Below are 22349 nucleotides of genomic sequence, written 5' to 3'. Positions count from 1 at the left end.
TTTGTCCGCACAAGGTCGTATGACGAGCGCGCCAAACAAAAAGCCAAAAAAAAACCCGCTGCACTGCAGCGGGCTAGATGGACATTGATCCAATCTCTAAGGAAGTTAAGCAAAGAACCAGAGAACGCGACAGAACGCTCAACTCTGTCACGACGGAAGACTTTGGCCATCCGGCCAGTGAGCTCCGAAAACAGGGCGTATTCTAGAGAGTCCGCCTCCGCTGAACAAACAAGAAAAACTGCCCATTACCATTACTAAAACTAATGCTTTGACCCATCGTTTCGGTAAAGGTTTTCGGTGCAAACAGCCTCTTTAAATCGGCGAGCATCGCTCGTGTCGAGCCCCTGACTTTGGGATTGACGGTCATTTCGCCCTATGCAAGGTTGAAAAAAATTGTGCTTAAAATCGGTAAGGGACGTGGTGCTGGGATCTTAAAAGGGGGTATCACAGTCTGTGAGCTCAGTGCGAAACTCGCCGAGCTTGCCCGTTGTTGCGGGCGGCGTTCGCTCGAGCTGAAGCGGGAGTTTAGAGTGCGACAAAAAGTGACCAGTCGAGCCGATTTGGGTGATAAGTCAACAAAATGCAAGATTTTCACCCCTCCACAGTACGCTGACGGTCGGGTATAGTGGCTCGACAACATAATTAAATCGTTAATAGCTTGTGGGAAACCCTATTCATTGCTGGCCGGTGCGCGTCTACTACTCGGATACGGATGCCGGAGGGGTGGTTTATCACGCCAACTACCTCAACTTTTTCGAACATGCCCGGACAGAGATGCTGCGCCAGGCAGGGTTCGAACAGGATGACCTGATGGCAAATGGGGTTGTCTTTGTGGTTCGGCAGATGCTCATCGACTTTCTCTATCCGGCACGGTTTAATCAGTCATTAACCGTGGTTTCTGAGCTTCAGCAGATCGCCGGAGCGTCGATGGCGTTCCAGCAGTCACTGCAGGATGAGCAGGGCAGGGTATATTGCCAGGCCCAGGTGAAGGTGGGATGTCTGAATGCACAGACGTTTCGCCCGGTGCGGATCCCACCCGCGATCAAACAGGAGTTAGCACGTGTCGGCTGAGATCTCATTTATCGGTCTGTTTCTGGAAGCCAGCTTATTGGTCAAGCTGGTGATGTTGCTATTGATGGCCCTCTCGGTCGCAGCCTGGACGGTGATCCTTCAGCGTCAAAAGGTGCTGCGCGAGGCGACGCAGCAGGCTCGTCAGTTTGAAGACAAGTTCTGGTCCGGGGTGGACCTGAATCAACTCTATAACGAGCTGGCGTCACGGGAGCGTAATCAGGGACTGGAACTGCTGTTTACTAATGGGTTTCGCGAATACATGCGTCTGGCCAAGAGCTCCCGCAGCCCGGATGCGGTGATGGACGGATGTTACCGCTCCATGCGGGTGGCGCTCTCCCGGGAAGTGGACAAGCTGGAGCTGCATCTGCCGATGCTTGCCTCTATCGGCTCCACCAGCCCCTATATCGGACTGTTTGGTACCGTCTGGGGGATCATGAACTCCTTCATCGCCCTGGGCAGCGTGCAGCATGCCACCCTGAACATGGTGGCGCCGGGGATCGCCGAAGCGCTGATTGCCACGGCCATGGGCCTCTTTGCCGCCATTCCCGCGGTGATCTTCTTTAACCGTTTTTCGACCCGGGTTGAAAAACTGGAGAACACTTACGCCAACTTTATGGATGAGTTTTCCGCCATTCTGCATCGGCAGGCACACAGCCGGGGTGGGGAGCGTAGCGAGTGATCCCGGCGTATCAGCGTAAGCGGCGTCGCAAGGTCGCCGAGATCAACGTGGTGCCCTACATCGATGTGATGTTGGTGCTCCTCATTATCTTTATGGCGACGGCACCGCTGATCACCCAGGGGGTGGACGTGGATCTGCCCCAGGCTTCGGCTGAGCCGCTGGACTCGGACTCCAAGCCCCCTCTGGTGGCGTCGGTGAATGCCCAGGGGGAGTACTTCCTTGATAACGGCACCGTGGATGAGAATAAACCCCTGCAGTTGGATGAGCTGGCGGCCCTGGTCGCAGCCGAACTGACGGTGGACCCGGAGCGGCCGGTGGTGGTGAATGGCGATCGCTTGGTGACCTATGACGTTGTTATCCAGCTGATGATCACCCTGCAGGGTGCCGGCGTCCCCTCTGTGGGCCTGATGACGGAACCGGGGGAGTAAGCCGTGAAGAGATTGCCTGTCAGCCCCGCTTTAATTATCTCCCTGCTTGGCCATGCGGGCCTGCTGGTGTTGCTGGCGGTCAGTGTGGATTTCAGTGCCGAGCGGCCGCAGCCGACCCAATCCAGCGCGCCTGTGGTCCAGGCCACTGTGGTGGACAGTGACCAGGTAAAAAAGCAGGTGGACCGGATCCGCGCGGCGGAAGCGGCGCAGCAGGAAGCAGAACGACAGCGTCAGGCGGAGCGGGAGCGCAAGGCAAAGGAAGCGGAACGCAAGCGCCAGCAGGAGCAGGAGCAGATCCGACGCCTTGAACAGGAGCGGCAGCAGCGCCAGCAGGAGATAAAGAAGGCGGAAGAGGCGGCGAAACAGGCTCGGCTGAAACAGGAGCAGGAGGAGCGACAAGCCAAGGCGGCTGCAGAGAAGCGACGTCAGGAGGAGGCTGCACGGGCCGAAGCGGAACGCAAGCGCAAAGTCGAAGAAGCGGCCGCCGCCAAGGCAGAGGCGGAGCGCAAGGCCAAGGCGGAAGCGGAGCGAAAAGCGGCCGAAGCACGCAAGCAGCGAGAGGCTGAGGAAGCGGCACGCCGCGCCAGAGAGGCGGAGTTAGCCGATATGATGGCGGCGGAACAGGCGGAGCTAGCCCAGGCCCGACAGCGCCAGGTTCTCTCCGAAGTGGATCGATACTCCATCCTGATCCGTCAGGCGATCAAGCGTCATTTGAGAACCGACAGCAACATGCGTGGCAAACAGTGCCGGGTACGCCTGAATCTGGCGCCTGACGGTTTTGTTTTTAACTACCGTGTGTTGGGCGGTGATACGGCGGTGTGTCGGGCGACCGAGGCGGCGATCAAAGCGGCGGGCAACCTGCCGGTTTCCGAAGAGCCGGATGTCTACAACCAGATGAAAGAGATCGATTTACGCATTGAGCCGGAGCTTTAAGGACATGATGAAGTACAGAAAATTGCTGATGGCAAGTTTGAGCGGGTTGATGTTGCTGATAAGCACGTCGGCCCAGGCCACCCTGGAGATCGTGATCACCGAGGGGGTCAATGCCGCCCGCCCGGTGGCGGTGGTGCCCTTCGCGTGGAAAGGCACCGGGGCGATGCCAAGCCAGATAGCGGACGTGGTGAGCTCGGACCTTCGTCGTTCCGGCAGCTTCAATCCGCTGGCACTGAATGCCTTACCGCAGCGCAGCCTCGATAGCGAAGCCGGGATGGACCTGGCGGCATGGGCGGCTACGGGTGCCGAAGCGGTGGTGGTGGGCAGCGTCACCCCGGTAGGGAATGAGCGTTACGAAGTGCGCTTTGAACTGGTGGACCTGCTCCGTGCCCAGGCGGCGGTGGAAGCCAACAAGGGCCCCTCAGAAAACAAAGATCACATTATCGAAGGGCGCAGCGCGGTGATCCCAGCATCCCAGTTCCGCCGCTTTGGACATCGGATCTCCGATCTGGTTTACGAGGCGCTGACCGGCGTCAAAGGCGCGTTCCTGACTAAGATCGCCTACGTGACCGTTGATGAGGGCGCCGGCGAGTTCAAGTACCAGTTGCGGGTCGCCGATTATGACGGTGTGAACGAGTCGGTCCTGTTACGCTCCCGTGAGCCGCTGATGTCACCGGACTGGTCACCGGATGGCCGCAAGTTGGCCTACGTCTCCTTCGAAAGTCGTCGCTCGGAGATCTACATCCAGGATCTCTACACCCAGCAGCGCGAGCGGATCACCGATTTCGCCGGCATTAACGGATCACCCAAATGGTCCCCGGATGGCAAGAAACTGGCGATGACCCTCTCCAAGGACGGCAATACCGAGGTCTACGTGATGGATCTGGCGACCCGTAAGCTGGATCGCATTACCAATCACTACGCCATCGATACTGAGCCGGCCTGGGCTCCGGATGGTCGCTCACTGGTGTTCACCTCGGAGCGTGGCGGTTGGGCTCAGATTTACCAGATCGACCTGGCCAGCCGAAAGATTACCCGATTGACCTACCAGGGCGAATGGAACCTGGGCGGCTCCTTCACTCCGGATGGTAAGTCCCTGGTGATGGTAAACCGTACCAACGGTCGCTATAACATTGCCCGCATGGAACTGGCCACCGGCCATATCGATGTATTGACAGAAACCTACCTTGATGAGTCACCCAGTGTTGCCCCCAACGGCAGCATGATCATCTACGGCACCAGTCATAACGGTCGCCAGACTCTGGCGGCGGTCTCCATGGATGGGCGCTTCAAAGCGCGCCTGCCGATGCCGGTAGGGGCGGTTAAAGCCCCTGCCTGGTCACCCTTCTTGTAATGTGTAAACCAAAACAAAATAAAGGAACGTTTTAATGAAACTCAATAAAGTATTTAAGGGACTGGTGTTCGCGATTCCCGCTCTGGCACTGACTGCGTGTTCCTCCAACGCTGACATGGACAGCGACTCCGAGATGATCGACAACCAGACCGGTATCGAGCAGCAGGGCCCGCAAGTGGGTGGCCTGGAGCCGGTGATGACCCCGGAAGAGATGCAGCGTGAAAAGTACGCGGACCTGCGTAAAGAGCACATCCTCTACTTCGATTTTGACCGCGCCGAGATTCGCCCGGAGTACGCGGAGCTGCTGGAAGCCCACGCCGCTTTCCTGGTGGAGAACCCGAGCACCCGAATCATCGTGGAAGGTCACACCGATGAGCGCGGTACGCCCGAATACAACATCGCCCTGAGCGAGCGTCGTGGTAAAGCGGTTCAGCGTTACCTGCAGAGCCTGGGTGTGCTTTCCAGCCAGATGGAAGTGGTTCCCTACGGTGAGGAGAAGCTGCTGGACAGCGCTGCCACCGAAGCGGCTCACGCCAAAAACCGTCGTGCAGTTCTGGTCTACTGATAGAGAACGAGCATTATGAAAAGAGCCGTCATCCTAGCGGCACTTCTCAGTTGGGGGGCGCAGTCATCGGCTGCGCCTGCCCCCGTTGTGGAAGTGACGGGAAATAGCCAATTGAGCGCGACGGATCTCTCTGGCCGGGTCGAGCGGTTGGAGCAGTTACTTCGCGCCCAGAGTCAATCCCAGTTGCGTCTCGAACAGATGGTCGATCAGATGCAACGGGAGATTGGTGAACTGCGTGGTCAGAATGAGCAGCAGAGTTACCAGTTAGAACAGATGGTGGAGCGACAGCGTCAACTCTATCAGGAGCTGACAAAGCGTCAGGCCCCAGCGGCCGCTGCACCGGCCAAGCCAACAGGTCCGGCGGTACAGTCGTTATCAGAGGCGGACAGCTATACCCGGGCGTTGAACCTTGCCACCAAGGAGCGTCGCTTTGACGATGCCATTCCCGCGTTCCAGCAGTTCATCGAGCAGTACCCTGAGTCCAGCTATACTGCAAATGCGTATTACTGGCTGGGCCAGCTGCTGTACAACAAGGGTGAGATCGATCAGGCACGGGAGATGTTCAGTACGCTCAGTCAATCCTATCCGAACTCCGGTAAGCGGGCCGATGCTCTGCTTAAGCAGGGGCTCATCGTCCAGCGTCAGGGCGACGAGGCTGCAGCACAGAAATTCTTTTCCCAGGTGATTGAACAGTATGCCGGCTCCAGTGCGGCAAAAATTGCCCAGAAACACATTAAGTAGGGCTTTATAACCCCTTAACGCGGCATGAAATTTTCTTTTTTTGACCGGTTAGGTGCTTTCTTGCCCAAGCAGCCCAAAAACCTAAATTTCGGGTTGCAAGCGAAAACGAACTTGGTATTATAGCCGCCCGTCGACAGGGGAGGCCGTCAGCGCCGACACTGAAGATGTCTAAGTGGGTCGTTAGCTCAGTTGGTAGAGCAGTTGGCTTTTAACCAATTGGTCGAAGGTTCGAATCCTTCACGACCCACCACTCTCTTTTCGCGGTTTGCGAAGGGGGATACCATTGTGGGTCGTTAGCTCAGTTGGTAGAGCAGTTGGCTTTTAACCAATTGGTCGAAGGTTCGAATCCTTCACGACCCACCACTTCTTTTTCGCGGTTTGCGAAGGGGAGTACCATTGTGGGTCGTTAGCTCAGTTGGTAGAGCAGTTGGCTTTTAACCAATTGGTCGAAGGTTCGAATCCTTCACGACCCACCACTTCTTTTTCGCGGTTTGCGAAGAGGGAGCACCATTGTGGGTCGTTAGCTCAGTTGGTAGAGCAGTTGGCTTTTAACCAATTGGTCGAAGGTTCGAATCCTTCACGACCCACCACTTCTTTTTCGCGGTTTGTGAAGAGGGAGTACCATTGTGGGTCGTTAGCTCAGTTGGTAGAGCAGTTGGCTTTTAACCAATTGGTCGAAGGTTCGAATCCTTCACGACCCACCACTTCTTTTTCGCGGTTTGCGAAGGGGAGTACCATTGTGGGTCGTTAGCTCAGTTGGTAGAGCAGTTGGCTTTTAACCAATTGGTCGAAGGTTCGAATCCTTCACGACCCACCACTTCTTTTTCGCGGTTTGCGAAGGGGAGTACCATTGTGGGTCGTTAGCTCAGTTGGTAGAGCAGTTGGCTTTTAACCAATTGGTCGAAGGTTCGAATCCTTCACGACCCACCACTCTCTTTTTCGCGGTTTGCGAAGGGGAGTACCATTGTGGGTCGTTAGCTCAGTTGGTAGAGCAGTTGGCTTTTAACCAATTGGTCGAAGGTTCGAATCCTTCACGACCCACCACTCTCTTTTCGCGGTTTGCGAAGGGGGGCACCCTTGTGGGTCGTTAGCTCAGTTGGTAGAGCAGTTGGCTTTTAACCAATTGGTCGAAGGTTCGAATCCTTCACGACCCACCATCTCCTCGTTTTATCTTCCTACTGGCTCCTGCCAAACAATTTCTCCGGCCGCTTTTCCTATTTCGTGTCGTTGCACTTATCACTCAGGCATTTCATATTTCTGCTGTCGTCTGAGAAAGAATTCCCCGATCGTTTTTTCTATTTAGACTCTTCGCACTGACTACCACCTTGCTGCCTATCCTTACCAGCACCCGCCAGACAATTTCCAGACTCCATTCCCTCTATAGGAATGACGAAAATCATTTTGCGATGCTCAATAAAACGTCTCTGCGTAACAAATTTGTAAAATCCTAGCTAAGTCCTTGTTTTGTACTATGGTGTTAATGCGTTCATCTGTTGTGAATGGCATTTAGACTATTTGCTAATAGGTTGTTCAGGTGGATTGCTGAAATAGTAGTGCTGATTTGTAAGGCAAGATCACTATGACAGGGAGAGATTGACGTGGACAAATCACGATTGAGCAAGATGGCCTTATCACCGGTTCTCCTGGCGATGGCCACCGCGGCTTCTCCGGCTTTGGCGGATACTGAATTTAAGTTTGGCGGTTATGTAAAGGCAGACATGATTGTCAGCCATTACGATAATGGGGCGCCGGGCGATTTAGATTTGTCCCGTCAATTCTATGTGCCGGGTACCATAGGGTTTACCCCCAATGGCCGGGGCAGCACGGTAACCGACTTCCAGGCCCGGGAAACCCGCTTCAACTTTACTTCCAGCAGTGACCTGGATGGCCATAAGTTGAAGTTCTTTTTAGAGATGGATTTCTTTACCCACTCCGACGGCAACCAGCGGGTGTCCAACAGCTACTCGCCGCGACTGCGTCATGCGACCGTCACCTACGACAACTGGACCGCCGGGCAGACCTGGAGTACGTTCCAAAACGCCGGCGCTCTGCCTGAGGCGCTGGACTTTATCGGTGCTGCGGAAGGGACGCCCTTTGTGCGCCAGGGCATGATCCGCTATACCAACGGTGGCTGGCAGATCGCCATTGAAAACCCTAAGGCGACCTTTACGAATGCTGCCACCGGTGGCCGTATCGAATCCGACTCCAGCTATGTGCCCGATGGGGTGGTGCGGTATAACTTCGCCGGCGGTGACAGCAATATCTCCATTGCTGCCGTGTTACGTCAGCTTCAGATTGACGAAGATGGCATCGACGAGAGTGAATTTGGCTACGGGGTCTCTTTGTCCGGTGTTGTTCCAACGGTGGGTAACGATACCTTCAAGTTCATGGTGAACTACGGTGACGGGGTGGGGCGCTACATTGCGCTGAACTACGCCAACGCTGCCTTGCTCGATGGCGATAGCGGTGAAACCGACACCATCTCCTCCGTCAGTGGGTTTGTCAGCTACCAAGCCTGGTGGACCGACAAACTGCGCTCCAACTTTACCGCGTCGGCCTTCGAGGCGGACTATGGCAACATGCTGACGGGCTCTGCCAACGAAACCTCCTACAGCGGCAACATCAACCTGCTCTATTCGCCGGTTAAGCCGATGACAGTGGGTATCGAATGGCTCTACGCGAAGAATGAGAAGACCGGTGGTGAGGAGGGCGAACTCAACCGCTTCATGCTGTCATTGAAGTACGCCATCTGAGCATCACGACCGAAAAAAGCCAGCCGCGAGGCTGGCTTTTTTGTTGCCCTAAAGGGATTCAGGCGTACAGGCCCAGGTGCTCCTTGGCGTAAGCTTCGAAGTCGTCGCAGCCGCCGACATGATTTTGGTCGACAAAGATCTGGGGCACCGTCGCGACTGGCTTACCCACGGTCTTCTCCAGATCTTCCTTGGAGACCCCCTCGGCGTGCATGTCGACGTAACGGAACTTAAAGTCGTCACGGTTTTCGCTCAAGGTCTCAGCGATCTTCTTAGCGCGGACACAAAATGGGCAGCCTGGGCGGCCAAAAATTACGACAAACATGGGGATACTCCAATTTTAGTTTTAGGCGGTTATACCATAAATCGCCTCAGTAGGCGCTGTCCGCGGTGCGATAGCGCCCTTTGTAATCAAAGACGCACTCTATCACCTTCCAAAAGCGTTTCTTTTCACGACGGGCTATCACGAAGTCCGGGTGGCGGAACAGTTGCTGTTGTTGCTCCGCGTGCCGGGCATCCTGTAACCGCAGTGGTTGGCCGGGATATTTCAGATGCTGGCGAACAAACTGGTGATAAAAGTGCCCTTTTTGCGCTGCGGTGTCCAAGTAGAAAGGTCGATTGAGCTCATCGCCATCCTCATCAAACCAGTGGACCCAGAGCTGATCACGGCCGGATTTGTCCCCCCTGACCTCCAACTTGATGCCACTGCAGCGCAAGACTTTGTAGTCCGTTAGCTTCAAGACCTCTTTGAGACGGGTATCCGGGTCCACCAGAGGCTTGCCACAATCGCCGCACTGGCGCGCGGCGATGTCATTCTCACACAGGCAATCCGGACACTCCTTGAAGCGGAAGCGATAATCACACTGTTGAACGCTGTCAGGCCCCGGCAGCTCTCCCTGGCAACGCCGGCCAAAATGTTCCAGCACCAAGCCGTTGTCATCGGTGCGCCCCCAGAAGGCGTTGTCATGTCCACATTTTGGGCAGGGAACCACGACCGGCACGGTATCGCTGTGAGGGCGGGGCTCTCCCACCTCCGGCGAGTAGAGTGAGTAGCCGTTGCCGGCATAATCCAGGACCAGACAGTCACGCTTTCCTTCACTGAGCCTCAGGCCCCGGCCGACCATCTGCTGAAACAGCGCCACCGAGTCGGTTCGGCGCATCAGGGCGATAAGATCCACATGCGGCGCGTCAAACCCGGTGGTCAATACCGATACATTGACCAGGTACTTCAGCCTTTTCTGTTTAAAGCGTTGGATGATATCTGCGCGCTCGCTCTTGGGGGTGTCGGCGGTGATAAGCGCGCCCTGGTTATCGGGCAGGCGCGTCAGGATTTCGCGCCCGTGGAGCACGGTGGCGGCAAAGATGATCACCCCCTGGCGTTGTTCGGCCTGTTCCACGATCTGCTCGCAGATCAGGGTGGTGGCCCGTCCACGAAACTCCGGGTGAACATCCGGAAGTGTCCCGTCGGGGTTGGGCAGTAACCAACTGGCGACGGCACCATCGACGATGGTGGGCTTGGTGAGAAACCCCGCCTTGATCAGGTGACTCAGAGGCAGTTCGTACACACAGCGGGCGAAGGGTTTGGCGTCTGTCGAGCGCAGCGTGCCATTGTTATGGTGCTGATAGATCCATCCTCCGTCCAGCCGGTAGGGGGTGGCGGTGAGGCCCAGGATGCAAAGGCGGGGATTGAGTGTGCTTAACCGGGTCAACAGGCTCTGGTATTGGCTGTCGCTTTCGCTGCCAATGCGGTGGCACTCATCGATGATCACGATGGAGAAGGGCTCATCCAGCTGCTCGGTGATCCGGGCCAGTGACTGTACGGAAGCGAAGACCACCTTGGCATCGGTGCGCTTTTCGCCCAGTCCCGCTGAGTAAACCGCACTCTGTTCACCGTAGGCGGCAAACTTCTCACGATTTTGCGCCACCAACTCCTGGACGTGGGTGAGCACCAGGACTCGGCCTCGGGCCAGGCGTGCCAGCTCGGCGATCACCAGGCTCTTTCCGGCACCGGTCGGCAACACCACCACCGCCGGTTCGCGGCTTTGGCGAAAATGGGTCAATACTGCCTCGACGGCATCCTGTTGGTAGGGGCGTAGGGTGTAGGCCATTTTAGGGGCAGGTTAGGGTGTTGGGACGCTTGGGTCGACAGCATACCAAAATGGGCTCGGGAGGGGCGTAAGAAAAAAGCCCCGCCTAAAGGGCGGGGCTAAGAAGATAGCTTGGAATTACAGCACCATGGCTGCGACCCAACCGGAGGCGATCAACGGCAGGTTGAAATGAAGGAAGGTGGGGATCACGGTATCGTTGATGTGATCATGCTGCCCGTCGGCGTTGAGGCCGGACGTCGGCCCCAGGGTGGAGTCGGAGGCCGGTGAGCCTGCATCCCCCAGGGCGGCTGCTGTGCCCACCAGCGCGATGATGGCGGGAACGGAGAAGCCAAAGCTCAAGCCCAGGGGGACGTAAATGGTGGCGATGATCGGGATGGTGGAGAAGGAGGAACCGATCCCCATGGTGATTACCAGGCCGATCACCAGCATCAGGAGCGCGGCCAGTGCCTTGTTGTCACCGATAAACTGCTGAATGGACTCCACCAGCATCGGTACCTCGCCGCTGCTGCGAACCACCTCGGCGAAGCCCTTGGCTGCAATCATGATGAAGCCGATGTTCGCCATCATGTGGACCCCACGGGTAAAGGCATCCTGGGTGCTGATCGCCTCCTTGTCGATGCCACCGATGGAGAGGACCACGAAGCCGATCAGGGCGCCGAAGATCATGGAGTCGGTCCAAAGTTGGACAAAGAGGGCGAGGCCGATGGCGGCAAAGGCGACAGCGATGCGGCGTGGATTCAGGTTAAGGAGCTCAGGCTCCGCTGCCAGCGTTTTAGCGACGCTGTACTCCCGGGGTTTGCGGTAGCTGATAAAGAGCGCCACCAGCAGACCCACCACCATGCCGGCGGCAGGGATCACCATGGCGGAGGCGACGTCGTTGACGTTCAGGGGCGCGATGGTGCCCGCATCCACCAGTCCCTGCAGTCCGTTATTGAGCAGGTTCTGCAGCAGCAGCCCCTCCTGGAAGATCAATCCAAACCCAAGAGGAACCGCCATGTAGGTGGTTACCAGGCCGAAAGTGATGAGGCAGGCGATCAGTCGGCGATCCAGCTTCAGGGACTCCATCACGTGCAGAAGGGGCGGGAGCAGGATCGGAATAAAGGCGATGTGAACCGGGATCAGGTTTTGAGACATGACTGCCATGGCGAGAATCGCCATCAGCAGGGTGATCTTCACCTTGCGCACCGCGCCGCTGTCCGGCGTCCTTCCTAGCTTGCGAATGATGTTGTGGGAAAGCAGGTCCGTGATGCCGGTATGGGCCAGGGCCACTGCAAAAGCACCGAGCAGGGCGTAAGCCAGCGCGACTTCGGCGCCGCCACCGAGCCCCTGGTTGAAGGCAGTAATGGTGTCGTTCAATCCCATACCGGCGGTAAGGCCGGCAACCATGGCACTGATGATCAGGGCGATCACCACATTCACACGGGCCAGGCTGAGGGCAAGCATCAGCACCACAGCAACAATAACGGCATTCATAATCTGGACAGTTTCTCGCTTCGGTTTTGGATGGCGGGTTCTTAGCCGCCCAATGGTAAGGTTTATTTACCCGGTGTCCAGTGAAGAAGCGGGAATGGCTCAAAAAGTCACAGGCGGTGGTTTTTCTCTCTGTTCGGGAGTGATTTTTCAATATTGAATTTTCCTTATGGTGCAATCGGAAAAGCCTTCGGTCCCTGCTCTTGTAACCAGATCCTGCCCCCTTATAATGCCTTCATCGGTTAACGAAAACGTTAACTTCTACAAATGTCTACGGAACACTCTGGAGAAAGAGCATGAGCGTATTAGTTGGTCGTAAGGCCCCTGACTTCACCGCCGCCGCCGTACTGGGTAACGGCGAAATCGTTGAAGATTTCAACCTGGCAAAAACCATCGAAGGCAAGCCGGCCGTGGTGTTCTTCTACCCGCTGGACTTCACCTTCGTCTGCCCCTCTGAGCTGATCGCGTTCGATCATCGCATCGAGGAGTTCCGTGCCCGTGGCGTCGAGGTGATCGGGGTTTCCATCGACTCCCAGTTCAGCCACAACGCCTGGCGCAACACCTCCGTCGAAGATGGCGGCATCGGCCAGGTTCGCTACCCGCTGGTTGCGGACGTGAAACACGAGATCTGTCAGGCCTACGACGTAGAGCACCCGGAAGCGGGCGTGGCGTTCCGGGGTTCCTTCCTGATCGACAAAGAGGGCGTAGTACGCCACCAGGTGGTGAACGATCTGCCGCTGGGCCGTAACATCGACGAGATGCTGCGCATGGTTGACGCCCTGCAGTTCCACGAAGAGCACGGCGAAGTGTGTCCGGCTCAGTGGGAGAAGGGCAAGCAGGGCATGGACGCCTCTCCGGACGGTGTTGCCCGCTTCCTGGCCGAGCATCACGAAGGCCTGTAAGCCCTAACGATGCCAAACAGCCCCGCTTGCGGGGCTGTTTTCGTTTGTATCGATGGCAATTTCGGCCGCCCAAGGTGTGCAAGAAAAAGTGGTGGGTACAATCGAAAAAGCCGAGGGGTCAATGGCTTGCCTGCGGAACCTGGCGGCATATAATGGCTTCACACCGGGCGGGAAGCCCGCTTTAGACACTGAAAACGAAAACAAGCTGGAGAAGATTATGAGCGTATTGGTAGGCCGCAAGGCTCCCGACTTTACTGCTGCCGCTGTCCTGGGTAACGGCGAGATCGTAGAAGATTTCAACTTGGCAAAAGCCATCAAAGGCAAGCCGGCGGTGGTGTTCTTCTACCCGCTGGACTTCACCTTCGTCTGCCCCTCTGAGCTGATCGCGTTCGATCACCGCATCGAGGAGTTCCGTGCCCGTGGTGTCGAGGTGATCGGGGTTTCCATCGACTCCCAGTTCAGCCACAACGCCTGGCGCAACACCTCCGTCGAAGATGGCGGCATCGGCCAGGTTCGCTACCCGCTGGTTGCGGACGTGAAGCACGAGATCTGTCAGGCCTACGACGTAGAGCACCCGGAAGCGGGCGTGGCGTTCCGTGGTTCCTTCCTGATCGATAAAGCGGGCGTCGTGCGCCACCAGGTGGTGAACGATCTGCCGCTGGGCCGTAACATCGACGAGATGCTGCGCATGGTGGACGCCCTGCAGTTCCACGAAGAGCACGGCGAAGTGTGTCCGGCTCAGTGGGAGAAAGGCAAGCAGGGCATGGACGCCTCTCCGGACGGCGTTGCCCGCTTCCTGGCCGAGCACCACGAAGGCCTGTAATGCCTTTGCAGTAAAAAAAACGCCCCGCATTTTGCGGGGCGTTTTTTATTGGTCGCTTGGTGGATTTGGTTGTTCCGGAGGCAGGGGCCAGCCACCGAGCGCTTTCCAGCGATTAACGATGTGGCAGAACAGTTCCGCGGTTCGCAGGGTGTCGTACAGCGCCGAGTGTGCTTCCTTGTTGTCGAAGGGGATATGGGCGGCACGGCAGGCCTTGGCCAGCACGGTTTGCCCCAGCGCCAGGCCGGAGAGGCAGGCCGTATCGAAGCTGGCAAAGGGGTGGAACGGATTGCGCTTCAGGCTGGCTCGCTCGGCGGCAGCATTGACAAAGCCAAGGTCAAAGGACGCATTGTGCGCCACCATGATGGCGCGGTTACACCCGGCGGCCTTTTGCCCCTTGCGAATACCCTTGAAGATCTCACTGAGCGCTTCCTTCTCCGACACGGCACCACGCAGGGCGCTGAATGGCTCGACAATGCCGTTAAACTCCAGTGCTGCCTGTTCCAGGTTTGCGCCCTCGAACGGCATGACGTGATGGTGGAAGGTTTGATCGGGCAGCAGCCAGCCGGCTTCATCCATCTTCAGCGTAACGGCGGCGATCTCCAGCAGGGCATCGGTCTGGGCGTTGAAGCCGGCGGTTTCGACATCGATGACCACGGGGTAGTAGCCGCGAAAACGTTGATTCAGCAAATTGGACTCAGGCAGGCTCATGACTCTCGGGGGACCGTTAAAAAGGGAGGCATTATCGCAAACCCGGGGCGCAAAAGAAAAGGGCGCCCGCATGCCCGTCGAGTGGAGGGTAATTTCGGTCAAAGCCCCGCCAAGGAGCGGGGCTTTATATCAAAGGGAGATGGGTCAGCGGTTGAACTGCAGGCGTTGACCTAGCGGTTGCTGACTGGCGGTCTCGCCGTCATAGACATGATGGCCACCAACCCAGGTGCCGGCGATACGGCTGCGCATGGTCTGCCCCTCGAACGAGGACCAGCCGCACTTGTAAAGCAGGTTGTCCTTGGTGACTTTGAACGGCTGCTCCAGATCCACCAGGGCCAAGTCCGCGTGATACCCCTCTCGCAGGTATCCTCGCTCCTTCAGGTTGAAGCGCTCTGCGACGGCGTGGCTGGTTTTCTGGACGATGGTTTCCAGGCTCAGTGCGCCGGCATGGTAGTGCTCAAAGAGGGAGAGCAGGGCGTGTTGAACCAGGGGAACGCCGGATGGCGCATTGAAATAGGTGCCCTGCTTCTCCTCCCAGGTGTGGGGGGCGTGGTCGGTGGCGATGATGTCGATGATGTCCCGACGCACCGCGTCCAGCAGTGCCAGTCGATCCCGCTCGGTTTTGATGGAGGGGTTGCACTTGATCTGGGTGCCCAGTCGTGCGTAATCGGCGTCACTGTAGTAGAGGTGATGAACACAGGCCTCTGCGGTGATGTTGGCGTCCCGAAGGGCTGAGAGCTTTTTACCCTCCTCGAACAGCGCCAACTCCTCAGCGGTGGATATATGCAGCACATGGAGGCGGGTGCCGTAGGTGCGAGCCAGACTGATCGCCAGCTTGGTGGAGGCGATGCAGGCCTCACGGGAACGGATCTCGCCGTGCAGATGGATAGGCACCGCCTCTCCGTACTTGGCTCGGGCGGCCGCCTCATTGGCGGCGATCATGGGGCTGTCTTCACAATGGGTCGCGACGGGGATCGGCGCGTGGGCGAAGATCCCGGCAAGGGTCTGCTCATTGTCCACCAGCATGTTGCCGGTGGAGGCGCCCATGAAGATCTTGATGCCGCAAGCGGCGTGGGGATCCAGCGACTTAATCACGTCCAGGTTGTCGTTGGTGGCGCCCAGGTAGAAGCTATGGTTGGCTACCGAGACTTCTGCCGCTCTTGCGAACTTGGCTTCCAGCGCCTCGACATTGGTGGTCTGGGGCTGAACGTTGGGCATCTCCATGAAGGAGGTGATTCCGCCGGCCACGGCCGCACGGGACTCGGTGGCCATGTCGCCCTTGGCGGTCAGGCCAGGTTCGCGGAAGTGGACCTGATCGTCAATCATGCCCGGGATCAGCAGTTTGCCGTTGGCATCGACCACTTTGGCACCCGCAGGCGCGGTGATCTGTCCGCCGATCTGGGCAATGCGGCCCTGCTCGATCAGCAGATCGCCCTGTTGGCGGATCCCTTCATTAAGAATTTCAGCGTTGGTGATCAGAGTGCGAGTCATAGGGTCATTCGTCTTGTTATGTGAGATAGGGCGGTGTTAATAATAACGTTTTAGCCCCCAGTTGCCTAACAATGGAGCTTATCGTGCGCCGTGTTATCTCTTTTTTTATCCTGATTTTCCTTTCTTTTTCTTCAGGTGCCCTGGAGCTGAGGGGAGCCCTGACACAGGGCAGTTTGATCCGGGGCCAGGCCGAGCCCGGTGCGCAGGTGAAACTCAATGGCGAGGCGATCCCGGTCACTGAGCAGGGCGCCTTCGTTTTCGGTTTCGGCCGGGATGCGCCCCTGATCCATACCCTGACGGTGATCGGAGAAGATGGCGCCGTGGATACGCATCCGCTGACGCTCGCCAAGCGCGAATACCGGATCCAGCGTATCGAGGGGATCGCGCAGCGGATCATGTCACCGTCGCCGGAAGACCAGGCCCGGGCGGTGCAGGATGCCCAAGCTTCCCGGGCTGCCCGGGAGCGGTTCGAGCCCCGGCTGGATTGGCAGCAATCTTTTATCTGGCCGGTGACCGGACGGATCAGTGGTGTTTATGGCAGCCAAAGGGTGTACAACGGCGAGCCCCGTAACCCCCACTTCGGTGTGGATATTGCCCGACCCACAGGGACCCCGGTGGTGGCACCGGCAGACGGTGTTATTACTCTGGCGGTGCCGGACATGTTTTACTCCGGCGGCACTCTGATCATCGATCATGGCTATGGAGTCAGCTCCACCTTTATTCACCTGAGTGAACTGCTGGTGGCGGAGGGGAGTGAAGTGAAACAAGGCCAAGTGGTTGCGAAGGTGGGGGCGACCGGTCGGGTTACCGGGCCGCACTTGGACTGGCGGTTGAACTGGCACCACGTCAGGCTGGATCCCGCTTTGCTGGTGGGCCCCATGCCCGAATCTCGCTGAGAATCAGCAGGAGCTGACAACGATGGATAGCCGTTTCGATCGCCTCCCTGACCGCCAGGGCAGTGACAGCATCAAGTGGCGCCGTTACGACGGGGAAGCGGTGATCCCGATGTGGGTGGCGGATATGGACTTTGCTGTCGCTGCGCCGATCCAAGAGGCGCTAAATCGACGGATTGCCCATCCGGTCTACGGTTATGCGTCGGTGCCGAGCAGCCTCAAGGCGGCGGCCCAGGACTGGTTAGCCGAGCGCTGGGGATGGTCGGTGCCCGAGGCCCATCTGGTTGCCCTTCCTGCGGTGGTACCCGGGATCCACTTCCTGGTGCGGGCGCTGGGGCGGCTTGGTTGTGTGGGCGGGCTCGCTTACCCGAGCCCGGTGTACCCACCCATTCGCCAGGTTGCCCAAAATCTCGGGCTCAATGCGTACCCCTTCCCTTTTTCTCCCACCCGAAGCGTCACGCTGGCGCAGGGCAACCGGGGCGGTTGGGACCTGGATCAGCTGGCACGCGCCTGTGAACAGGGGGCGGACACGCTACTGCTGAGTCATCCCCACAACCCCATCGGTCAGCGCGTTGACCCGCAGCAGCGGGAAGCGCTGACAGAACTGGTGGCGCACTACGGCATGCGGGTGATCAGCGATGAGATCCATGGGGATCTTATCCTGGATGGTTTGGGACACTGTCCCCTGGCCAAGGACCCTCGCCTGGCGGAGCGCACGGCCACGCTGTTCTCCGCAGGCAAAAGCTTTAACCTGGCGGGGCTGCCTTTTGCCTTCGCCGTGGTTCCGGATCCCAAGTGGCGCCAAGCCCTTAAGCAGAGCCTGCGGGGTCAGGCCCCGGCGCACAACGTACTGGCGATGGTGGCGACGGAGGCGGCCTGGCGTGAGGGGGGAGCTTGGCTCGATGGCCTGCTCGACTACTTGGCCGCCAACCGTGAGCGGGTCAGCTCGCAACTGGCTGGGTTGGCCGGCGTGCGTGTTCATCAACCGGATGCCACCTACCTTGCCTGGATCGACTGTCGCGGCACGGGCAGTGCCCGCCCCGCGGAACAGTTACGGCGGGCGGGGGTCGGGGTGTCCGACGGGACGGAGTTTGGCGCGCCGGGGTTCGTCCGCCTTAATTTTGGCTGCCCCCGCGAGCTTCTGGACGAGGGGCTGCAGCGCTTTCGGCGCGCGTTTGAACAGCGCGCCTGACGCGCCTGAAAAGGGGGGAGCATCAGGGTGATGGGCTTTGTGCCGCACCTGCCCTGTGGCGGTATCGCACCCCCTTAACCGGGCATTGAGCTATCCTGGCGTTCCGTGTTTTCAAGGCCCTTGGTACCTAAGCCCAGTACATCGCGAATATCATGGGGGTGGATCTTGACGCTGATCCCATCCTGGCTGAAGGAGACGGTGGGATTGGGCAACGGCTCCCCTTCGCCGGTCGGGCAGCGGGTCTTGATGGTTATCCCCAGGCTGCCATCCTTGAGCACAGGCCATTTGGCGATGATGGCGGGAAGGGAACGAACCTCCCGCAACATCTCCTCTTCCGTTTCGGCCTGGCAGGGGAGAACCAGCTCCACGTGCTCCCAGCCGTCGGGGCGCTTGCGCCCATCGGGGAAGGGCAGCTCAACCAGTTCGATCGCCCAGGGGCCGACCTGGATCGGCAGGTCGAGTTGGATCAGCGCAATGGGACGGCCATTGATCTGCTTTTCCGACAGCAAGCGACCTCGCTCCATGAACGCCGATTTCAGGGCGATGGCATCGGACAGTTCGGTGACCCTCAAGGCGATATGATCGGCCTGAAGTTGTCGCCGGACCAGTCCCAGTCGATCGGCGAGGGCCCCGGCGCGCTCGGCAAAAGCCGGCAGTTGTTGCATCAGTTCTGAGTAGTTCATTCTCGCTTCCAGCTGGCGCTGGCCAAAGTGTTGCCAGCCATGTCCATGACCCGGAGCCGCTCACCGTCGAAGTGACCAAAACTGGCGGGCTGACCATTACGGGGCAGCGTGACGGAGCCGGGGTTAAAGTGCAGTCGATCCTGCCGCCACTCGGCCATCGGGATATGGGTGTGGCCGAAGGCGATCCCCTCTCCCGGCGCCAAGGGTGGCAAATTATCCGGCCCCAGACGGTGCCCATGGGTCAGGCAGAGCCTGCGCCCCTCCAGCAGGAGCCAGTTGTACTCAGCCAACAGGGGAAATCCGCACAGCATCTGGTCCACCTCGCTGTCACAGTTTCCCCGGACCGCAATGATCTGATCTGCCAGGGTACTGAGTGTGGACGCTACCGCCTGCGGGTCATACCCGTCGGGGATCGGGTTTCGGGGGCCATGATTGAGCAAATCTCCCAATAAAACAAGGACATTTGAATCGAGCCTCTGTTTCCAGGCGAGCGCTTGATCGAGTGCAGTGGCAGAGCCATGAATATCTGAGATAAACAGCATGTTCATTTCGCATTATTGAAGTTTTGCAGGCAGTGTAATGGCAGAGTGTGGCTTACTCCAGTAGACCCTGCTTCGACCTTGGGTGCACTCACCGGCGAGGTTAAAAATTCCTGTTATTGCCCAGTTTGCTGGTGTACCGTTTGCTCATCAGTGAAACAAAAAATTAACAGATGGTTAGCGGTGGAGGCCAGGGATGGACAGAGATATCGACAGCGAAGCACTCATCGGCCCTTGGTATCAGCGCACGGAAGAGGTAGACGAACAATTGCCCAGCGCCATGGTGGCCACCATGTGGCTCTGCATGCTCAAAGGGCTCGAACCTGAACACCTGGAAGCCTTACAGGAGTGCAACATGGCGGTCGCCTTCGACCTGGGAATTGCGGCTCAGGTGGCCAGCGATGATCAGGTCCCGCTGGCAGCAATGTTAGCAGAGGTGTTTGAATTTTATAATGAACGCCTCTGCCTGAGCCTACCGAGCATGACCCTGGGAGAGCGCGTGGCGCTGCATTACCAGATGGCGGATACGGCGCAATCGCAACTGCATTAAGTTATTCAGCCCACATTTTTGACGCCCGTTAAGCACAATTCAGTGACGGGCTAAGCACCGCCGCGCCGCTCGCTTGTTTCTTTCCCATCTCTTTCCCACACTTACCTGTATCGAAAATCGGTTGAGGAAAAAGTGTGGTGAAAAAACTCATATCGACAACATTACTCATGGTCGTTCTTGCCGCTCCCCTGGTAGCAGAGGATAAACGGGTTATCGGGCCTATCGCTCGACTGCACGTGGAGGAAGTGGGCATGACGATGCTAGCCCGCATCGATACGGGGGCGGCCAAGACGTCGCTGCATGCGGAGCAGATGGAGATAGTGGGCGGCGAGCTGTCCGATTGGGACGATAACATTGGCAAGTCAATCCGCTTCGTGACCCGCAACGCCGTGGGCAAACCATCAAAAATTGAGGCGACGATCGCGGACGTCAGCCACATTCGCAATGCACAGGGCAGTGAAGATCGCTACGTGGTGTGGATGACCATAGGTCACGGCGATCTGAATAAGCGGGTTAAGGTGACCCTGAAGGATCGTTCCCCGATGGATTACAAGCTTTTAATTGGCAGGGATTGGCTGGAAGGGGATTATCGGGTGGATGTGGAGCTGCCCCCGGAGCAGTAAATTGAAGATACAAAAACAGGACGCCTTGGCGTCCTGTTTCTTTACGATTATCGCGTCGAATTAGATGCGAGTCACGTTAGCAGCTTGCGGGCCTTTCGGGCCTTGTTCGATGTCGAACTTCACTGCCTGACCTTCGGCCAGAGACTTGAAGCCGTCGCCTTGGATAGCGCGGAAGTGAACAAATACGTCACCGCCACCGTTGTCCTGGCTGATAAAACCGTAGCCTTTTTCGTCGTTAAACCACTTAACGGTACCTGTTGCTTGAGACATAGCCTCTCCTGAATCGAGAATAGTTGTTACAGATAGCACGCAATTTGTGCTTGGGACCTCTGGATAAGCAGATCTCCGAGCGGTGTGAATCGCTTCTCGACGACAGGTCTAGCAGTTGGAACTGTTGAGCGGAAGGTTCAAATTTCAAATTGTCGCTGCCTTGTCCTTGGCGGACTTGAGCACTATAGCACAGAGCCGGGCATTTAATAGTAATTTGCCAAACACTCTGCTGTTGTTGACTTCGTGCATAATTCTATCGGGCATCATCCTTGTCCGACGCCGAGCACTATAACACAGTGGTGCTAAAGAGATAGCTTTGTTTCAACTATCTCGAGAGCTTTGTGTTCAGGCCTATGAATTCGATGGGTTTTACCAGACCCGCAGCGCCAGTCCCTTGAGGTAAAACCCTTCCGGATAGGCGCTGCCGATGGGGTGATCCGCGGCCTGGGTCAGCTTCTCCAGGATCTGCGCCTCCCGCCCGGCGTCCAGTGCGGCGTCGGCAACAATTTTCTGGAACAGGGCCGCGTCCATCAGCCCGGAACAGGAGTAGGTCAACAGGATCCCACCGGGTTTCAGGCACTTCATCGCCACCATGTTGATGTCCTTGTAGCCGCGACAGGCACCGGGAAGCTGGGCCTTGTTGTCGGCGAACTTCGGCGGGTCCAGAACGATGACATCGAACTGCTCGCCGCTGTCCCGGTACTGTCGAAGCAGCTTGAAAACGTCCGCTTCCAGGTTGGTCAAACGTGCGGTATCGAGGCCATTAAGCTCGGCAGTTTGTTGTGCCAGGGCCAGCGCAGGCTTGGAAACGTCGGCATTGATCACCTCCGCGGCACCGCCATGGAGGGCGTAGGTGCCAAAGCCACCGGTGTAGCTGAAGCAGTTCAGGACCCGTTTGCCCCGGACATAGCGGCTGGCGGCAAGACGGTTATCCCGCTGATCGATGTAGGCACCGGTTTTGTGGCCCTGAACCACATCCACCAGCAGTTTCAGCCCATTCTCTTCGAAGGTCATCGGCTGGGGGGGGAGGGTTCCGTACAGCAGTCCTTTAACGGGGGCGAGTCCCTCCTTTTTGCGTACCTCCACGTCGCTACGCTCGTAGAGAGCGCACTGGGGGTACTGGGCCTTGATGGCCGCCACCAGGGCCTCCCGTTGCGCTTCGGCACCGGCGCTGAGCAACTGGCACACCAGCACATCTTCGAAGCGGTCGATGGTGATCCCCGGCAAGCCGTCGGACTCTCCCGCCACCAGGCGGTAACCGGTCAGCCCGTCTCGCTCGATCAGGTCCTCTCTTCCTGCCTGGGCACGCGCTAGTTTACGGCTGAAAAACGCCTCGTCGATGATCTCATCGGGATCAAAGGTCCAGATCCGAACCCGGATCTGCGAATGGGGCGAATAGGCCCCCCGACCCAGCCAGCGACCGTCGCTGGCCAACACTTCAACGGTTTCACCCAGACCCGGTTTACCCTGGACGTCGGCAACGCCATTGGAGAAGACCCAGGGGTGTCGGCGCAGCAGGGATTTTTCACGGGCGCGTTTGAGGATGATTTTGGCGGTCATGGTGACAGGTCCGGTC

24 protein-coding genes and 9 tRNA genes are annotated in these 22349 nt (G+C 57.9%); 23 read left to right on the top strand and 10 right to left on the bottom strand.

The window, feature by feature from the left end:
* Positions 1–660 precede the first annotated feature (660 nt).
* From ybgC to ABD997_RS04480, 17 genes are all read left to right on the top strand, one after another.
* Positions 661–1071 carry a tol-pal system-associated acyl-CoA thioesterase gene (gene ybgC / locus ABD997_RS04560; protein ID WP_345315823.1) on the top strand — a complete coding sequence of 137 codons (411 nt, stop codon included), beginning with the start codon at positions 661–663 and terminating at the stop codon, positions 1069–1071.
* Positions 1061–1750 (top strand): protein TolQ, encoded by a 690-nt coding sequence (tolQ, locus tag ABD997_RS04555; RefSeq protein ID WP_345315822.1) that lies wholly within the window; start codon positions 1061–1063, stop codon positions 1748–1750. The genes ybgC and tolQ overlap by 11 nt, the downstream gene beginning before the upstream one ends.
* Positions 1747–2178, top strand: a complete 432-nt coding sequence (tolR, locus tag ABD997_RS04550) for a protein TolR (protein ID WP_345315821.1) — start codon at positions 1747–1749, stop codon at positions 2176–2178. Before tolQ ends, tolR begins: the two co-directional genes overlap by 4 nt.
* 3 nt (positions 2179–2181) lie before the next feature.
* Positions 2182–3111, top strand: coding sequence for a cell envelope integrity protein TolA (gene tolA, locus ABD997_RS04545; protein WP_345315820.1), 930 nt, complete (start codon positions 2182–2184; stop codon positions 3109–3111).
* 4 nt (positions 3112–3115) lie between these two features.
* Positions 3116–4465: a Tol-Pal system beta propeller repeat protein TolB gene (tolB, locus tag ABD997_RS04540; protein WP_425557042.1), complete on the top strand. Its 1350-nt coding sequence runs from the start codon at positions 3116–3118 to the stop codon at positions 4463–4465.
* 34 nt (positions 4466–4499) lie between these two features.
* The gene (gene pal, locus ABD997_RS04535) at positions 4500–5030 is read left to right on the top strand and encodes a peptidoglycan-associated lipoprotein Pal (protein WP_345315818.1); all 531 of its coding nucleotides are present in this window, start codon (positions 4500–4502) and stop codon (positions 5028–5030) included.
* 15 nt (positions 5031–5045) lie between these two features.
* A complete protein-coding gene (gene ybgF, locus ABD997_RS04530) occupies positions 5046–5771 on the top strand; it encodes a tol-pal system protein YbgF (RefSeq protein ID WP_345315817.1) in 726 nt (241 codons plus the stop codon).
* Positions 5772–5945: 174 nt separating this feature from the next.
* Positions 5946–6021, top strand: a tRNA-Lys gene (locus ABD997_RS04525).
* Positions 6022–6058: 37 nt separating this feature from the next.
* A tRNA-Lys gene (locus ABD997_RS04520) sits at positions 6059–6134 on the top strand.
* 37 nt (positions 6135–6171) lie between these two features.
* Positions 6172–6247, top strand: a tRNA-Lys gene (locus ABD997_RS04515).
* A gap of 38 nt (positions 6248–6285) precedes the next feature.
* Positions 6286–6361, top strand: a tRNA-Lys gene (locus tag ABD997_RS04510).
* A gap of 38 nt (positions 6362–6399) precedes the next feature.
* Positions 6400–6475 (top strand) — tRNA-Lys (locus tag ABD997_RS04505).
* Positions 6476–6512: 37 nt separating this feature from the next.
* Positions 6513–6588: transfer RNA gene (locus ABD997_RS04500), tRNA-Lys, on the top strand.
* A gap of 37 nt (positions 6589–6625) precedes the next feature.
* Positions 6626–6701 (top strand) — tRNA-Lys (locus tag ABD997_RS04495).
* 38 nt (positions 6702–6739) lie between these two features.
* Positions 6740–6815 (top strand) — tRNA-Lys (locus ABD997_RS04490).
* Positions 6816–6852: 37 nt separating this feature from the next.
* Positions 6853–6928 (top strand) — tRNA-Lys (locus ABD997_RS04485).
* A gap of 465 nt (positions 6929–7393) precedes the next feature.
* The gene (locus ABD997_RS04480) at positions 7394–8524 is read left to right on the top strand and encodes a DcaP family trimeric outer membrane transporter (RefSeq protein WP_425557045.1); all 1131 of its coding nucleotides are present in this window, start codon (positions 7394–7396) and stop codon (positions 8522–8524) included.
* Positions 8525–8582: 58 nt separating this feature from the next.
* Here ABD997_RS04480 and ABD997_RS04475 read toward each other — a convergent pair whose 3' ends face one another.
* The 3 genes from ABD997_RS04475 to ABD997_RS04465 form a co-directional block, all read right to left on the bottom strand.
* Entirely contained in the window at positions 8583–8846 is a 264-nt protein-coding gene (locus tag ABD997_RS04475; protein ID WP_345315815.1) for a GrxA family glutaredoxin, read from the bottom strand.
* 46 nt (positions 8847–8892) lie between these two features.
* Positions 8893–10629 (bottom strand): DNA repair helicase RadD, encoded by a 1737-nt coding sequence (gene radD / locus ABD997_RS04470; protein WP_345315814.1) that lies wholly within the window; start codon positions 10627–10629, stop codon positions 8893–8895.
* Between the two features lie 117 nt (positions 10630–10746).
* Positions 10747–12102, bottom strand: coding sequence for a Na+/H+ antiporter family protein (locus tag ABD997_RS04465; RefSeq protein WP_345315813.1), 1356 nt, complete (start codon positions 12100–12102; stop codon positions 10747–10749).
* A 293-nt stretch (positions 12103–12395) separates the two neighbouring features.
* On the opposite strand from ABD997_RS04465, the gene ABD997_RS04460 reads away from it, so the two are divergent.
* Entirely contained in the window at positions 12396–13001 is a 606-nt protein-coding gene (locus tag ABD997_RS04460) for a peroxiredoxin (protein ID WP_345315812.1), read from the top strand.
* Positions 13002–13218: 217 nt separating this feature from the next.
* Positions 13219–13824, top strand: a complete 606-nt coding sequence (locus ABD997_RS04455; protein WP_345315811.1) for a peroxiredoxin — start codon at positions 13219–13221, stop codon at positions 13822–13824.
* A gap of 45 nt (positions 13825–13869) precedes the next feature.
* Here the strand turns inward: ABD997_RS04455 and rnt are convergent, their stop codons facing one another.
* Positions 13870–14532, bottom strand: a complete 663-nt coding sequence (rnt, locus tag ABD997_RS04450; RefSeq protein WP_345315810.1) for a ribonuclease T — start codon at positions 14530–14532, stop codon at positions 13870–13872.
* Between the two features lie 144 nt (positions 14533–14676).
* Positions 14677–16023 carry a dihydroorotase gene (locus ABD997_RS04445; protein WP_345315809.1) on the bottom strand — a complete coding sequence of 449 codons (1347 nt, stop codon included), beginning with the start codon at positions 16021–16023 and terminating at the stop codon, positions 14677–14679.
* 71 nt (positions 16024–16094) lie between these two features.
* Here ABD997_RS04445 and ABD997_RS04440 point away from each other — a divergent pair, with 71 nt between their 5' ends.
* Positions 16095–16919 (top strand): M23 family metallopeptidase, encoded by an 825-nt coding sequence (locus ABD997_RS04440; protein ID WP_425557041.1) that lies wholly within the window; start codon positions 16095–16097, stop codon positions 16917–16919.
* A 22-nt stretch (positions 16920–16941) separates the two neighbouring features.
* Positions 16942–18108, top strand: coding sequence for a MalY/PatB family protein (locus tag ABD997_RS04435; protein WP_345315807.1), 1167 nt, complete (start codon positions 16942–16944; stop codon positions 18106–18108).
* A gap of 74 nt (positions 18109–18182) precedes the next feature.
* Here the strand turns inward: ABD997_RS04435 and ABD997_RS04430 are convergent, their stop codons facing one another.
* Both ABD997_RS04430 and yfcE read right to left on the bottom strand, forming a co-directional pair.
* A complete protein-coding gene (locus ABD997_RS04430; protein WP_345315806.1) occupies positions 18183–18791 on the bottom strand; it encodes a VOC family protein in 609 nt (202 codons plus the stop codon).
* The gene (yfcE, locus tag ABD997_RS04425) at positions 18788–19333 is read right to left on the bottom strand and encodes a phosphodiesterase (protein ID WP_345315805.1); all 546 of its coding nucleotides are present in this window, start codon (positions 19331–19333) and stop codon (positions 18788–18790) included. The genes ABD997_RS04430 and yfcE overlap by 4 nt, the downstream gene beginning before the upstream one ends.
* A gap of 193 nt (positions 19334–19526) precedes the next feature.
* Here yfcE and ABD997_RS04420 point away from each other — a divergent pair, with 193 nt between their 5' ends.
* Positions 19527–19880, top strand: a complete 354-nt coding sequence (locus ABD997_RS04420; RefSeq protein WP_345315804.1) for a hypothetical protein — start codon at positions 19527–19529, stop codon at positions 19878–19880.
* 28 nt (positions 19881–19908) lie between these two features.
* Here the strand turns inward: ABD997_RS04420 and ABD997_RS04415 are convergent, their stop codons facing one another.
* Positions 19909–20049, bottom strand: coding sequence for a hypothetical protein (locus tag ABD997_RS04415; protein WP_345315803.1), 141 nt, complete (start codon positions 20047–20049; stop codon positions 19909–19911).
* Here ABD997_RS04415 and ABD997_RS04410 point away from each other — a divergent pair.
* Positions 20048–20503: a putative ATP-dependent zinc protease gene (locus ABD997_RS04410; protein ID WP_345315802.1), complete on the top strand. Its 456-nt coding sequence runs from the start codon at positions 20048–20050 to the stop codon at positions 20501–20503. The two genes, ABD997_RS04415 and ABD997_RS04410, sit on opposite strands and share 2 nt — an antisense overlap.
* A gap of 60 nt (positions 20504–20563) precedes the next feature.
* On the opposite strand, the gene cspE is transcribed toward ABD997_RS04410, so the two are convergent.
* On the bottom strand, positions 20564–20773 hold the full coding sequence (gene cspE / locus ABD997_RS04405; protein WP_345315801.1) for a transcription antiterminator/RNA stability regulator CspE: 210 nt from the start codon (positions 20771–20773) through the stop codon (positions 20564–20566).
* A gap of 369 nt (positions 20774–21142) precedes the next feature.
* The gene (locus tag ABD997_RS04400; RefSeq protein WP_345315800.1) at positions 21143–22333 is read right to left on the bottom strand and encodes a class I SAM-dependent methyltransferase; all 1191 of its coding nucleotides are present in this window, start codon (positions 22331–22333) and stop codon (positions 21143–21145) included.
* Positions 22334–22349: the final 16 nt, after the last annotated feature.

This window comes from Ferrimonas gelatinilytica (assembly GCF_039544205.1).
GTDB lineage: Bacteria > Pseudomonadota > Gammaproteobacteria > Enterobacterales > Shewanellaceae > Ferrimonas > Ferrimonas gelatinilytica.
Note: the sequence above shows the minus strand (reverse complement) of the source record. Positions and strands in the feature narration are given on the sequence as shown.